Here is a 12,253-nt window from a genome sequence, read left to right on the forward strand (position 1 = left end):
AAGCCGAACATGATGTTGGCCGATATCGGCGGCTACGACTTCCTGCACAACACCCACGGCTGGACCGCCCAGCAGATCTGCCTGGCCTACGCCCTGACCGAACCGTCGCTGGCCACCGTGCAGATCACCGCCGAGACGCCCGCCGACCTGGAGGCCCTGGCCGCCATCGCCGAGCGCGACCTGCCGACCGGCTGCTCGGCCCAGATCGAAATGGCCCGCTTTTCGGCCCAGGAGGCCGAGCGGAACAGGCGCCGGGCGTAGGCGCCGCTTCCGAAACGCAAAAAGACCTGTCATCCCGGACAAGGCCCGAAGGGCCGCAGATCCGGGACCGCCGGAAGCGCCTGCGTTCACGCCCCGGTCCCGGATCTGCGCGCTGCGCGCTTGTCCGGGATGACAGGTTTGGGTGCATTTTGGCGAACCTGGCGTCCTCCTCCTACCCCGCCAGGCTTGACCCGGAGGGTCGCGGCGCCTAGCTGAGAGGCTACGCCAAGGATTTTCCCATGACCGCCCCCACCACCACCGACGCCGGCTCCTCCCCCGCGCTCGACTTCATCGCCAAGACCGTGGCCGACAACGCCGTGGTCCTGTTCATGAAGGGCGTGCCGGACCAGCCGCGCTGCGGCTTCTCGGCCGTCAGCGTGCAGATCCTCGACCACCTGGGCGTCGAGTTCGTCGGCGTCGATGTGCTGCAGGACGACGAGCTGCGCCAGGGCATCAAGACCTTCACCGACTGGCCGACCATTCCCCAGCTCTATGTGAAGGGCGAATTCATCGGCGGTAGCGACATCATCCGCGAGATGTTCCAGTCGGGCGAACTGAAGACCCTGCTGGCGGAGCAAGGCCTCATCGCGGCGTGAGTCGCGGACGCCTGGTCCTGGGCCTAGGCACGCTATGCCTGCTCGCTCTTGTGGTCTGGGTCACGTTCCCGACCGGCTACAGGATCAACGCCTCGGACAAACCTTTCGACCAGGCGCTGCGGCGCGCGATGGATCACGGCGTCACGATTGATTTGCGGACCCTTGAGCCTGGCGCATGGACCCAGGTCTGCGGCGTCGGCGAGGGCTCGCCCCTCGAAAGGCTCAAGGACGCCGGCCTGCCGACGAAACCCGCGACCGGCGAAAGCGAACTCACCGAATTCTTCGACGACGGCTCGGCCTCTTTTCTCGATGAAGCCAGCAGCGCCTTTGTCTTCTTGGCGGAGGACGGCGCTCAGGTTCGCCCGGTGTCGAAGCCGCACATCCTCTCGGGCGGGGCGCTGAACACCTGCGTGGATCGCTCGAACGCCATCCTGGTTTCCGACGCGGATGGTTGGCGTCTTGGAGCCGCCCAATGAAGATTTTCCATCCGGCCAGCGACGCCTTCCACCTGACCTTCGAACCGAAGGCGTCGGACATCGACGCCAACGGCCACGTCAACAACGTGGTCTATCTGGCCTGGGCCCAGGACCTGGCGACCGCGCACTGGGACGCCTGGGCCTCGCCCGAGGAGCGGGCCGGGTGGAGCTGGGTGGCCCGCCGCCACGAGATCGACTACCGCCGCGAACTGCTGCCGGGCGAGGTCGCCGTCGGCTACACCTGGGTGGGCGAGCTGAAGGGCCCGCGCTTCGAGCGCTATGTCCGCATCGACGGCCCCGACGGCGAGATGTGCGCCCAGAGCCGCACCGACTGGGTGCTGATCGACGTCGCCGCCAAGCGCCCGGCCCGGGTGCCGAGGTGGATGATCGAGCGGTTCACGCCGAAGGGGTGAGTCCCCGGAAGCTGTGGACAGTTAGATGCGCCAAGCCTGCGAGCGCGCCTTCACCTCAAAAATCCCGTCATCACCCGCTTTATGCGGGTGACCCAAGCGACGCTGGACAGAGCGTCAGACTCTGCTTGGGTCCCCCGAACAAGTCGGGGGATGACGAATGGGGGTGGGCCTGGGCGCCGGCATTCGCGGACGTGAAATCACTCCCCCCTACCCCGTCGGCATCCTGTCGAATTTCGGCAGGGCCGGATCGAGATGGTCCCATGCATGGCCGCGCACGGCGTAGGTCACCGCCTGCGGCGTATAGCGGTCGGGGTCGTCCAGGCTGGCGGCGTGCACCGTGAACAGCTCTGGCATGGCCGCGAACGTCAGATAGACCGGCGACCCGCAGGTGGGGCAGAAGGCGCGCGTCTTCACGGAGCCGCTGTCGGCGACGATGTCCCAATGGGTCGCCTCACCTTTGAGCTTCACGCTCTCGCGGCCCGGAAAGCTCAGATAGGACCCGTGCCCCGTGCCGCTCTTGTGCTGGCAGTCGCGGCACTGGCAGTCGTTCATGAATATCGGTTCGGCGGAGATTTCGTAACGGATCGCGCCGCAGGCGCATCCGCCGGTAAAGGCCTGGCTCATGTCTTTTCTCTCGCGATAGGGGTGTGGTGCGTGTCGGCCGGGCCGTGCGGCCTCGGCGACGCGCCTAGTGCGACTGGGTCGGGGCGACCTGTTCGGCGACGATGACGCCGATGCTCGGGACCACCTTCTTCCAGCCGTCGCCCATGGTCTTGAAGGCCGCGCCGTTTCGCGGAAGCACGAAGCCGGAGTGGACCAGGCGAAGGCGCGTGCCGTTCTCGGCCCTGGAGAGGATCCAGGTGACGACCGTGTCGAGGCGCGAGCCGTAGCCGACATTGCCCTCGTCCCCGCCCTTCCAGGCATAGCTCAGGCGTTCGTTCGGCGCCGCTTCCAGCACCCGGCAGTGAATGACGCCGTCCCAGGCGCCGGCCGGGGTGGTCTGGAAGGTGAAGGTCTTGCCCTCGACCGGCTCGAACCCGGTCGGCGTCATCAGCCAGCGGCCGATCAGCTCGCCGGTGGTCAGCGCCTTCCAGATCGCCTCCGGCGCATGGGGAAGGACCTCGTCGACCACGATGTCTTGCGTGTCGGATTTCAAGGCGGCGTCGGTCATGGGTCGATCTCCTTCAAGAGGGTTCTGAGGTCGGCGAACCGCTCGCGCCAGAAGACGCCGTAGTGGCTCATCCAGTCGACCAGCGGCGAGAGGCCCTCGGGCTGGGCGCGGTAATAGACGTTGCGGCCCTCGGGGCGCTCGGCGACCAGGCCGGCCTGCTTCAAGGACTTGAGGTGCTGGGAGATGGCGCCCTGGGTCACGCCGCTCCCGCGCGTCAGCTCGACCACGGTGATCTCGTCGGACATGACGACCCGTTCGAACACGGCGCGGCGCGTGGGATCGGCCAGGGTGCGCATGACGGCGGTGATGGTGGCGGCTTCGTTCATGGCATATCAATTAGCACATGCTAATAAATTAGCAACGGCTAATTTGTTTCGAGCCATGGACGCGAACGCAAACAGCCCGCGCGGGTTCAGGGTCTAGGGGTTGGCGGCCAGCGGATTGAGCACCGCCAGCCTGCCCCGCTCCGCCACGCCCAGCTCCTGATAGGTGAAGGACAACGCCGCCTCGCCCGGCGTCGCCGCGTGGCAGGTCTCCAGCCGCTTGCGCGCGAAGGCGATGGTCGGCGGGACGCCGGTCCGATCGACATAGAAGGCGAAGTCCTCCTTGCGGGCGCAGCCGCTCGAAGCGACGCGGATCGTCAGGCCCGCGGGTCCGGCGGTGACCGCTTTCAGGGCCTCCAGCCCGGCCGCCTCGCCGCCGGGGCCGGCGACCAGCGACACCCCGCCCCGCCCCGCGCAGCCGCCCAGGGCCAGGGCCAGCCCGGTCGCCAGCAGTCCGCGTCGGTCGAGGGTCATGTGGGCCTTGGCAAGGAACGAAACTCGACCCTAGTTTGCGCAAGGCTTGGCCATGCGCAACCGACGAGGACCTGGGTGCTCCGTAAATTCGCTTCGATCGCCGCGACGGCGCTGGTCCTGGCCGCCGCCTCGCCCGGCCTTGCCGAGCCGAATGGGGCCGAGCCGAATGGGGCCAAGCCCGCAGACTACAAGGCCCTCGACGCCGAGGCGGCCCGACTGATGGCGGTGGGCAAGATCCCCGGCCTGGCCTTCGCGGTGATCGAGCACGGCAAGGTCGTCCACGTCTCGGCCCAGGGCTGGCGCAACGTCGAGAAGAAGCTGCCGCTGACGCCCGACACCATCATGTACGCGGCCTCGATCACCAAGGCTGCGTTCGGCGACTATGTGCTGATGCTGGTCGATGACGGCAGGCTGGACCTCGACACCCCGATCAAGGCCTATCTGCCGAAACCCCTGCCCGACTATCCGCAATATGCCGACCTGGCCAAGGACCCGCGCTGGGAGCAGATCACCCCGCGCATGCTGATGACCCACACGGCGGGCTTTCCCAACTTCCGCTGGCTGAACGCCGACGAGAAGCTGGACATCAAGACCACCCCGGGCACGCGCTACATCTATTCCGGCGAAGGCGTCAACCTGATGCAGTTCGTCATCGAGCAGGGCCTGGGCCTGAAGGTCGGCGACGAGATGAACCGGCGGATCTTCACGCCCCTGGGCATGACCCGCAGCAGCATGAGCTGGCGCCCCGACTTCGCCGCCAACCTGGCCGACGGCTATCACGAGGACGGCAAGTTCGAGGAACACGACGAGCGCAGCAATGTCCGGGCGGCGGGGTCGCTGGACACCACCGTCACCGACCTGGGCCAACTGGCCGCCGCCCTGGTGCGCGGCCAGGGCCTGTCGGCGAAGTCGAAGGCCGAGCGCGTCAAGCCCAGCTTCCCGATCGTCAATCCCCACCAGTTCCCGCCGACCCTGACCGGGACCGACCCGGCCAACGCCAGGATCGGCCTGGCGGCCGGGATCGGCGTGGTGGTGTTCGACGGGCCGCAGGGCCACGTCTTCATCAAGGGCGGCCACAACGACATCACCGACAACATGATGGTCTGCGTCGAGCGCGGCCAGCGCTGCATCGTCGTGCTGACCAACAGCGGCGTCGGGGCGCGGATCATCCCGCCGCTGGTCAAGGCGGCGCTGGGCGAGGTGGGGATGCCATGGACCTGGGAGTACAACCCGATGCTGCCTGTGGCGGCGCCTTAGAGGCGCACAACCCCGCCCCTCACGCTCGTCATCCCCCGACTTGTTCGGGGGACCCAAGCCGAGCCGGCGGCGGCGTTATGATGCGTCAGCCACCGCTTGGGTCCCCCGCATAAAGCGGGGGATGACGGCGTAGGCGTATAGGATGACGGCCCTATTTAGCCAAACCCTCACGCAGCCGGCCGGCCACGTCGCCCAGGGTGATCCGCGACAGCGCGCCCTCGACCTCGAGCGTGACGTCCGGGCTCGCCACCCGGGCCAGGCCGGCGGCGAAGTCGGTGATGGCGGTGATGTGCTGGGCCAGCAGGTCGACCATGTGCAGTTCCTGCATCACCTTCATCCGCGCCTCGGGCGGCACGGCTTCCAGGATCTGGCCCAGGGCGCTGTCGAGGTGGCCGCACGACACGGCGGCGATCGACATCTCGGCCGATAGGGCCTCGAACACGGCGACCAGGCTGGCGGCCTCAGGTTTCAGTTGCGGCATCATCACGGCTTTCCCCCAAGCGTTTCAAACAGATAACGCCCGGGGCCTTGTCGTAGAGTTAAGATCGCCGGCCTAGCTCCACGGCCCCGAACGGCGTCCGCCGCCGATCGGCACGGCCGTACCCGCCGACCGCGTTCCCTGGGTCACGCCCAGCCGCAGCAGGGCCGCGATGCGGTTGTGGGTGGCCGGGTGGGTCGAGAACAGGTTGTCGGCGCCCTTGCCCGACAAGGGGTTGATGATGAACAGGTGCGCCGTGGCCGGGTTGCGCTCGGCCTCGTGGTTGACCGCGCCACCCCGGGCATGGGCCTCGATCTTCTCCAGCGCCCGGGCCAGGGCCCGGCCGTCGCCGGCGATCTGCGCCCCGATCCGGTCGGCTTCGTACTCGCGCGAGCGGCTGATGGCCATCTGCACCAGCATGGCGGCGATCGGCGCGAGAATGGCCAGGGCGATGGTCCCGACCAGCCCGCCCGGCCGGTCCTGGTCGTCGCGCGAACCGCCGAAGAAGAAGGCGAAATTGGCCAGGGCCGAGATCGCGCCGGCGATGGTCGCCGTGACGGTCATGGTCAGGGTGTCGCGGTTCTTCACGTGGGCCAGTTCGTGGGCCATGACGCCGCGGATCTCGTCGCGGTCGAGCAGGCCCAGCAGGCCGGTGCTGGCGGCCACGGCGGCGTGGTCGGGGTCGCGGCCGGTGGCGAAGGCGTTGGGCTGGTCGCTGTCGATGACGGTGATGCGCGGACGCGGCAGGCCGGCGCGGACGGCCAGCGCCTCGACGTCCTGCACATAGGCGCGCACCCGCGGGTCGGCGGCACTGGCGTCGACCTCGACCGCGCCGTACATCCGCAGCACGATCTTGTCGGCGTTCCAGTACGAGAACAGGTTCATCCCCAGCGCCAGCACCAGGGCGATCAGCATGCCGGTCGGGCCGCCGATCATGTAGCCGGCCCCGACGAACAGCGCCGTCAGGCCGGCCAGCAGGATGAAGGTCTTGAGGTGGTTCATGGTCCTATCGTCGGATCAGTCGAAGATGTCGAACAGGTCGAAGCGCTTCTTCTTGCCGTACTGGCCCCGGTGGCGGTCGTCGTCGTAACGGTCGTGCAGGCGTTCGGGGCTGGGTCGTTCGTCCTTGCGCTCGCGGGCCCGCTCGTAGTCGGGCAAGCGCGGCGACAGGGCCTGGGGTTCGCCCCGTTCCATCGACATCAGCTTTTCCAGCTCACCGCGGTCCAGCCACACGCCCCGGCATTGGGGGCACATGTCGAACTCCACGGTCGCGCGCTGCACGGCCTGCATGGAAGCATCGCAATTGGGGCACATCAGAAGCGGCATGGGCGGTCCCTGTCCAGTTGATGGACGGGTGTTCCCGAAGCTGAAGCCGGCGCGGAGGGGGAGGGACAGCCGGACCCAGACATCGAGAACACCCGATGCGGTCCGACATCACGAGTGCTTGCAACACTCGCCAGAGGGGCCCGGCCCGCGAGTTGGATTTAGGGGGCCGCGGTGACGGTTCAAGGGACGCCCAACGAAAAAGGCCCCGGGTTTCCCCGGGGCCTTTCCGATCGTCTCGAGGTAACGCGTCTTACGAAGCGTAGAATTCGACGACGAGGTTCGGTTCCATCTTCACCGGGTACGGCACTTCCGACAGTTCCGGCACGCGGATGAAGTTCGCCGACAGGCCCTTGGCGTCGACGGTGATGTATTCGCAGAAGTCACGTTCGGCCGAAGCGACGGCTTCCAGCACCAGCGCCATGTTGCGCGACTTTTCGCGGACGGCGATAATGTCGCCGATCTTGCAGCGGTAGCTGGCGATGTTGACGCGCTTGCCGTTCACGGTGACGTGGCCGTGGTTCACGAACTGGCGGGCGGCGAACACGGTCGGCACGAACTTGGCGCGGTAGACGATGGCGTCCAGGCGCGATTCCAGCAGGCCGACCAGGTTTTCAGCCGTGTTGCCCTTGCGGCGCGCGGCTTCTTCGTAGGTGCGGCTGAACTGCTTTTCGGTCAGGTTACCGTAGTAACCCTTCAGCTTTTGCTTGGCGCGCAGCTGCAGGCCGAAGTCCGAAACCTTCTGCTTGCGGCGTTGGCCGTGCTGGCCGGGGCCGTAGGACCGCTGGTTGACCGGCGACTTCGGCCGACCCCAGAGGTTCTCGCCCATCCGGCGATCGATCTTGTACTTGGCGCTATGGCGCTTGGACATAAGTCACTCTTTTAGCTCGATCCGGGCCGGCTCCCCCTGGGGGGTGCGATCTCAACGGCGGCGTCGCATCATTCCGTCATGTGGTTTTCCCACCGTCCGGCAAGCCGGCGGCGTGAAGGCGCGGTTTATGACGGAGGGGCGACGGGGAGTCAACGGGCAAGGCCCGTGGGCTTCAGGCCAGGTCCAGTGGGGCCTGGCGAACCTCGCGCTTCAATCGGACTTGGCCACGGCGCACCAATCCGTAGGCGCAAGCCACGATCACCGTGATCACGCCAGGCGTTATCCACCAAGGGGGCGAAGGGTCCTTCAGGGCCAGGAGACGATAAGCGCCAAAAAACACGATCAACCAAGCAGCCCATCGCACGGGCGACGGGCCGCACGTCTTGTCCGCGGCCATCAGCGCGCCGCTCGACCCCAGCATCGCCAGCAGTAGGGCGTAGTGAACGGCGTGGCCGGTCAAGACCAGCAGGCCCAACACGGCGCTGATCCAGAGCAAATGGCCAAGACCGTACAGGGGCGCGAAGAACGGCCGGTCGTCAGGAACCACCGGATGGACGATATCCTCGCCGGTCGCCTCTCTGGCCCAATCATCGTCCCAGTCGTCGTGGTCCCAGGTCCAGGCTTCCTGGTCCTGACCGGCATCCGGGCGATCGGCGTCCGATCCGGAAGAGATCATCACGGTTTCTCACGGACCCGTAGGGGGGCCTAGTCAAGCTCTCGGCGAAGCTGAACCGAAAGCGGGTGGCGATCAACCGTCCGGCGCGACGTATGACAATTTAACTTCGCTGTTTACAAACGTCTTACACGCAGTCAAGCTCTAGCCATGGTAGTGTTGAACACGCCCCTGAGCGTCAGGCTCTCCGAGGACGACTCCGTCTTCCTGGCTCAACTAGAGCTGGAAGGGGCGGTGACGTCCAGCGACAAGGTGCGTGGGCTGATCCGCCTGGCGCGGCAGCGCAGTGAGCGGCCGGACAGCTTCGCCGGCGCCCTGGCCGCCAGCCACGAGGCCCTGGGCCCGGCCCTGCGCGCGGTGCGCGAGGCCGAGCAGGCGACCGATCGACGCTCCGGCGTGGTGATCGGCCTGCTGACGGCGGTCGAGGAGTTCCTGGCCCTGTCCCTGTCGACCCCCGCCGAGATGGCCGCCGCCGACGAGGGCGCGATGCTGCGCCACGAGGCCCGGCTGGTCGATTGCGCCGCCCGGATGACCGAACAGATGCTGCGCTGGGCCGTGACGCCCAGCGCCCCGGCCTACGACCCTGGCGTCGTCGCCAGGCGATTGCACGCCCTGAACGAACTGATGACCCTGATCACCGCGGCGACTGCGCCGACCGCTCCGAAATGAGGAAACTCATGGCCGACACCCTGGGGGCCCGCGTGGGCCGTATCGTCGCCGGCGGGGCCCACGCCATCGTCGACGCGCTGGAGGGCGTGCTGCCCGACGCCCTGGGTCAGCAGGCCCTGCGCGAGGTCGACCAAGCCGTCGACGAGGTCCGCGCCGAGCTGGGCAAGACCATCGCCGCCCGCCACCTGGCGTCCAAGCGCCTGACCGAGCAGAGCAGCCGTCACGACGAGCTGGCCGCCCAGATCGACCTGGCCCTGAGCCAGGGCCGCGAGGACCTGATCCGCGCCGCCCTGGAGCACCAGCTGGACATCGAGGCCCAGGTCCCGGTGCTGGAAGCCGCCGTCGCCCACGCCGCCGAGCGCCAGGCCGAGTTGGAGGGCTACCTCTCGGCCCTGCAGGCCACCCGTCGCGAGATGAGCGAGGACCTGCACAGCCTGAACGCCACCCGCGCCGCCCCGCCGCCCCGCGAGGCCGCCGACCTGGACCGCGGCGCCAAGCTGTCGGAGCTGGACAAGCTGGCCCGCCGCCACCGCGTGGAGGAGCGGCTGGCCGCCCTGCTCGCCCGCGTCGGCCAGCCGGGCTGATCGCGGCATGTGGGCCTTCATCACCTCGGGCGACAACGTCCCGTTCTTCGCCGCCCTGCTGCTGATGCTGCTGATCGGCGCGGTCGAGGCCATCGGCCTGGGCGGCGGCGCGGTGCTCGGCGACGGGATCGACGCGGACGCCGACGTCGACGGTCACGCCTCGCTGCTCAACTGGCTCAACGTCGGCAGGCTGCCGCTGCTGATGCTGATCGTCGTCTTCCTGTTCAGCTTCGGCCTGGTCGGCCTGATCCTGCAGCAGCTGATCGCCGGGGTCTTCGGCCGGCCGGGGCCCTGGTGGCTGGCCGTGCCGCTGGCCGTGGCCGCCGCCCTGCCCTTCACCCGGCTGTTCGGTCGGGTCGTCGCCAAGATCCTGCCCACCGACGAGACCACCGCCGTGGCGCGCGAGACCTTGGTCGGCCGCTGGGCGACCATCGTCACGGGCAAGGCCCAGGTCGGCAGCGCCGCCCAGGCCCGGGTCCGCGACGTCCACGGCCAGACCCACTACGTGATGATCGAGCCCGACGACGCCGGCGAGGTCTTCGAGGAGGGCTCGCAGGTCATCATCGTGCGCCACGCCGGGGCCCGGTTCTTCGCCATCCAGAACGTCAGCACCTCGCTGCGCGACCTTTAGAATTTTCCAAGTACGGGGGTACCCATGAACATGCCTGCTCTGATCGAGATCGCCATCATCGCCGGCAGCGGCTTCGCCGCCCTGCTGATCCTGGGCCTGATCTTCGCCCGCCTCTACAAGCGCGCCTCCAAGGAGACCTCCTTCGTCCGCACCGGCTTTGGCGGCGAGAAGGTGGTGATGAATGGCGGGGCCCTGATCCTGCCGGTGCTGCACGAGACCATTCCGGTCAACATGAACACCCTGCGCCTGGCCGTGGAGCGCAAGAACGAGCAGGCCCTGATCACCAAGGACCGCATGCGCGTCGACGTGCTGGCCGAGTTCTATGTGCGGGTCCAGCCCAGCGCCGACGCCATCGCCTCGGCCGCCCAGACCCTGGGCATGCGCACCATGCATCCCGAGCAGCTGAAGGACCTGGTCGAGGGCAAGTTCGTCGACGCCCTGCGCTCGGTGGCCGCCGAGCTGACCATGACCGAGCTGCACGAGCAGCGCACCCACTTCGTCCAGAAGGTGCAGCAGGTCTCCAGCGAGGACCTGCTGAAGAACGGGCTGGAGCTGGAAACCGTGTCGCTGACCGGCCTGGACCAGACCGCCATGGAATATTTCAACCCGTCGAACGCCTTCGACGCCGAGGGCCTGACCCGGCTGACCGAGGAGATCGAGCTGCGCAAGAAGCTGCGCAACGACATCGAGCAGGACACCCAGGTGCAGATCCGCACCAAGAACCTGGAAGCCCAACGTCGCACCCTGGAGATCAGCCGCGACGAGGAATACGCCAAGCTGGAGCAGGAGCGCGAACTGGCCATCCGCCGCGCCGCCCAGGCCGCCGAGGTCTCGCAGCAGGAAGCCGAGAAGTCGCGCGAGGCCGAGGGCGCCAAGATCACCGCCGAGCAGCAGATTCAGACCGCCAAGATCGACGCCGATCGGGCCGTCGCCCAGCAGCGCATCGCCATGGAGCAGGAACTGGGCGAGCGCGAGATCGCCAAGGAACGGGCCGTCGACACCCAGAACATCGAGAAGGCCAAGGCCATCGAGCTGTCCGAACAGGACCGCGCCATCGCCGTGGCCGAGAAGTCGCGCGCCCAGTCCGAAGCCCAGGCCGAAGCCGACAAGGCCCTGGCCATCGCCGTCGCCGCCGAGGAGCAGGTCAAGACGGTCCGCGAACGCGAAGGCGCCGAGCGTCAGAAGATCATCGAGCTGATCGAGGCCACCAAGGAGGCCGAGCGCGAGGCGATCGGCGTCAAGGTGGCCGCCGAGGCCCAGAAGACCGCCGCCGCCGACCAGGCCGAGGCCCTGCGCGAGGAAGCCAAGGGCGCGGCCGACAAGACCCGCATCGAGGCCGAGGCCGCCGGTGAGGCCGTCCGCGTCGCCGCCGAGGCGGCCCGCGTGCGCTACGCCGTCGACGCCGCCGGCCAGAAGGCCCTGAACGAGGCGGCCAACCTGCTGTCGGCCGACCAGGTGGCCATGACCATCCGCGTCAAGCTGATCGAGAACCTCGACCGGATCATCGCCGAGTCCGTCAAACCGCTGCAGGCCATCGACTCCATCCGCATCGTGCAGATGGAGGGGATGAACGGCGGCGCGGCCAACGACTCGAACGGCCATGGGGGCGGCGGCTCGAACGGCGGCGGCAACCTGGCCGACCAGGTGGTCAGCGGCGCCCTGCGCTACCGCGCCCAGGCCCCGCTGCTCGACCAACTGATGGCCGAGGTCGGCCTGTCGGGCGGCGACGTCAACGGCCTGACCGCCGTCCTGCGCGAACCGATGGCGACGACGGGCGAGACGGTGGTCGAAACCCTCCCCGCGCCGCGGCCGGTCCGCAAGGGCAAGAGCGTCGCCGCCGTGGTCGAGCCGATCGAGATCGTCGCCGACGAGGACGAGGCGGAGGACGAGGAGGCGTAAGCCGCCGCGTCAGCCCTGAAACGCGAACGCCCCCGTCACCTGCGTGGCGGGGGCGTTTTTCGTCCAAACGCCCCACCCTCCCCCTTGTGGGGAGGGTGGCCCCGAAGGGGTCGGGTGGGGTTTGATGACTCAAGGCGGCGGTGAAGCCCCACCC

General features: G+C 68.2%; 17 protein-coding genes and 1 pseudogene. 9 read left to right on the top strand and 9 right to left on the bottom strand.

Features of this window, described 5'->3' with window-relative positions; translation table 11 throughout:
• The 4 genes and pseudogenes from PMI01_RS24985 to PMI01_RS25000 all read left to right on the top strand — a co-directional run.
• Positions 1–261: pseudogene (locus PMI01_RS24985) on the top strand (hypothetical protein); the annotation flags it as partial.
• A gap of 239 nt (positions 262–500) precedes the next feature.
• Positions 501–857: a Grx4 family monothiol glutaredoxin gene (gene grxD, locus PMI01_RS24990; RefSeq protein ID WP_007676216.1), complete on the top strand. Its 357-nt coding sequence runs from the start codon at positions 501–503 to the stop codon at positions 855–857.
• The gene (locus PMI01_RS24995; RefSeq protein WP_007676217.1) at positions 854–1,333 is read left to right on the top strand and encodes a hypothetical protein; all 480 of its coding nucleotides are present in this window, start codon (positions 854–856) and stop codon (positions 1,331–1,333) included. Before grxD ends, PMI01_RS24995 begins: the two co-directional genes overlap by 4 nt.
• Positions 1,330–1,746 carry an acyl-CoA thioesterase gene (locus PMI01_RS25000; RefSeq protein ID WP_007676218.1) on the top strand — a complete coding sequence of 139 codons (417 nt, stop codon included), beginning with the start codon at positions 1,330–1,332 and terminating at the stop codon, positions 1,744–1,746. The genes PMI01_RS24995 and PMI01_RS25000 overlap by 4 nt, the downstream gene beginning before the upstream one ends.
• A 207-nt stretch (positions 1,747–1,953) precedes the next feature.
• Here the strand turns inward: PMI01_RS25000 and PMI01_RS25005 are convergent, their stop codons facing one another.
• The 4 genes from PMI01_RS25005 to PMI01_RS25020 all read right to left on the bottom strand — a co-directional run bounded on the left by PMI01_RS25005 (position 1,954) and on the right by PMI01_RS25020 (position 3,714).
• Positions 1,954–2,370, bottom strand: a complete 417-nt coding sequence (locus PMI01_RS25005; RefSeq protein ID WP_007676219.1) for a GFA family protein — start codon at positions 2,368–2,370, stop codon at positions 1,954–1,956.
• A gap of 64 nt (positions 2,371–2,434) precedes the next feature.
• On the bottom strand, positions 2,435–2,917 hold the full coding sequence (locus PMI01_RS25010) for an SRPBCC family protein (protein WP_007676220.1): 483 nt from the start codon (positions 2,915–2,917) through the stop codon (positions 2,435–2,437).
• Complete coding sequence (locus PMI01_RS25015; protein WP_007676221.1) at positions 2,914–3,243, bottom strand: ArsR/SmtB family transcription factor; 330 nt, start codon at positions 3,241–3,243, stop codon at positions 2,914–2,916. Before PMI01_RS25015 ends, PMI01_RS25010 begins: the two co-directional genes overlap by 4 nt.
• Positions 3,244–3,336: 93 nt before the next feature.
• Complete coding sequence (locus PMI01_RS25020; RefSeq protein ID WP_007676222.1) at positions 3,337–3,714, bottom strand: hypothetical protein; 378 nt, start codon at positions 3,712–3,714, stop codon at positions 3,337–3,339.
• Positions 3,715–3,789: 75 nt separating this feature from the next.
• On the opposite strand from PMI01_RS25020, the gene PMI01_RS25025 reads away from it, so the two are divergent.
• Positions 3,790–4,971 carry a serine hydrolase domain-containing protein gene (locus tag PMI01_RS25025; protein WP_007676223.1) on the top strand — a complete coding sequence of 394 codons (1,182 nt, stop codon included), beginning with the start codon at positions 3,790–3,792 and terminating at the stop codon, positions 4,969–4,971.
• 151 nt (positions 4,972–5,122) lie between these two features.
• Here the strand turns inward: PMI01_RS25025 and PMI01_RS25030 are convergent, their stop codons facing one another.
• The 5 genes from PMI01_RS25030 to PMI01_RS25050 all read right to left on the bottom strand — a co-directional run bounded on the left by PMI01_RS25030 (position 5,123) and on the right by PMI01_RS25050 (position 8,319).
• Positions 5,123–5,455 carry a hypothetical protein gene (locus PMI01_RS25030; protein WP_007676225.1) on the bottom strand — a complete coding sequence of 111 codons (333 nt, stop codon included), beginning with the start codon at positions 5,453–5,455 and terminating at the stop codon, positions 5,123–5,125.
• Between the two features lie 69 nt (positions 5,456–5,524).
• Positions 5,525–6,451 (bottom strand): zinc metalloprotease HtpX, encoded by a 927-nt coding sequence (gene htpX, locus PMI01_RS25035; RefSeq protein WP_007676233.1) that lies wholly within the window; start codon positions 6,449–6,451, stop codon positions 5,525–5,527.
• A gap of 15 nt (positions 6,452–6,466) precedes the next feature.
• Entirely contained in the window at positions 6,467–6,775 is a 309-nt protein-coding gene (locus tag PMI01_RS25040; RefSeq protein ID WP_007676235.1) for a TFIIB-type zinc ribbon-containing protein, read from the bottom strand.
• Positions 6,776–7,025: 250 nt separating this feature from the next.
• The gene (gene rpsD, locus PMI01_RS25045; RefSeq protein ID WP_007676236.1) at positions 7,026–7,643 is read right to left on the bottom strand and encodes a 30S ribosomal protein S4; all 618 of its coding nucleotides are present in this window, start codon (positions 7,641–7,643) and stop codon (positions 7,026–7,028) included.
• Positions 7,644–7,815: 172 nt separating this feature from the next.
• Positions 7,816–8,319: a hypothetical protein gene (locus PMI01_RS25050; RefSeq protein WP_007676238.1), complete on the bottom strand. Its 504-nt coding sequence runs from the start codon at positions 8,317–8,319 to the stop codon at positions 7,816–7,818.
• A gap of 147 nt (positions 8,320–8,466) precedes the next feature.
• Here PMI01_RS25050 and PMI01_RS25055 point away from each other — a divergent pair, with 147 nt between their 5' ends.
• From PMI01_RS25055 to PMI01_RS25070, 4 genes are read left to right on the top strand one after another with little or no spacing between them, the layout of a single operon-like run.
• Complete coding sequence (locus PMI01_RS25055) at positions 8,467–8,985, top strand: hypothetical protein (RefSeq protein WP_007676240.1); 519 nt, start codon at positions 8,467–8,469, stop codon at positions 8,983–8,985.
• 8 nt (positions 8,986–8,993) lie between these two features.
• Positions 8,994–9,569, top strand: coding sequence for a PspA/IM30 family protein (locus tag PMI01_RS25060; protein WP_007676242.1), 576 nt, complete (start codon positions 8,994–8,996; stop codon positions 9,567–9,569).
• A 7-nt stretch (positions 9,570–9,576) separates the two neighbouring features.
• A complete protein-coding gene (locus PMI01_RS25065) occupies positions 9,577–10,200 on the top strand; it encodes a YqiJ family protein (RefSeq protein WP_007676244.1) in 624 nt (207 codons plus the stop codon).
• Positions 10,201–10,224: 24 nt separating this feature from the next.
• Complete coding sequence (locus PMI01_RS25070; protein ID WP_007676245.1) at positions 10,225–12,099, top strand: flotillin family protein; 1,875 nt, start codon at positions 10,225–10,227, stop codon at positions 12,097–12,099.
• The last annotated feature ends 154 nt before the right edge of the window (positions 12,100–12,253 follow it).

It is taken from the genome of Caulobacter sp. AP07, assembly GCF_000281955.1.
Lineage (GTDB): Bacteria > Pseudomonadota > Alphaproteobacteria > Caulobacterales > Caulobacteraceae > Caulobacter.